General features: G+C 32.8%; 1 protein-coding gene. It reads left to right on the top strand.

The annotated features are described in order from the left end of the window. Positions 1-494, top strand: a 494-nt coding sequence (locus AC1DUW_RS32005; RefSeq protein ID WP_477644604.1) for a LysR substrate-binding domain-containing protein, incomplete at its 5' end; no start/stop codon positions are given. Between the last annotated feature and the right edge of the window lie 82 nt (positions 495-576).

The following is a 576-nucleotide window of genomic DNA, read 5'->3' as shown; positions in this document are numbered from 1 at the left end:
TCACAAGTCATGAGATCGATGTAGGAATTGTAGAGGGGGAAATTTCTCTTCGAAATATATATATAAAATCCGTTTCCACCGACCAAATGTATATCGTGGCAGGGGGTAAATATCCAATTTATTTCAATAAGGAAGTTACACGAAGACAGGTAGAACAAGAGAATTGGATTGTCCGTGAAGAAGGTTCTGGTACAAGAGAGGCAACAGAAACATTATTTCAATCTTTACAAATACGTCCTACCAAGTTAATGGAGTTCGGCAGCACACAACTTATAAAAGAAGCAGTTGAAGCCGGGCTTGGCATTAGTTACTTATCTGAACTTACTGTAAAAAAAGAAAGAATGCTTGGTACCATTCAAGTATTAAATGTAAAAGGAACACCGATAAAAAGAAATTTTTCAGTTATAACAGAATCTGTGGAATTGCATACGAAATCTATGAACTTATTTATTGAGTTAATAGAAAAATATCTAAAGAACCAATTATTGCAATAGCTCTATTTTATTAATTAATAAAAATATAAAAAAGACAAAGCTCTTTACTGGGGTTTTGTCTTTTTTTTAGAAGTAGATGGAG

The organism is Peribacillus sp. P4_C12 (assembly GCF_056402095.1).
This window is presented reverse-complemented; position numbering and strand designations above follow the sequence as displayed.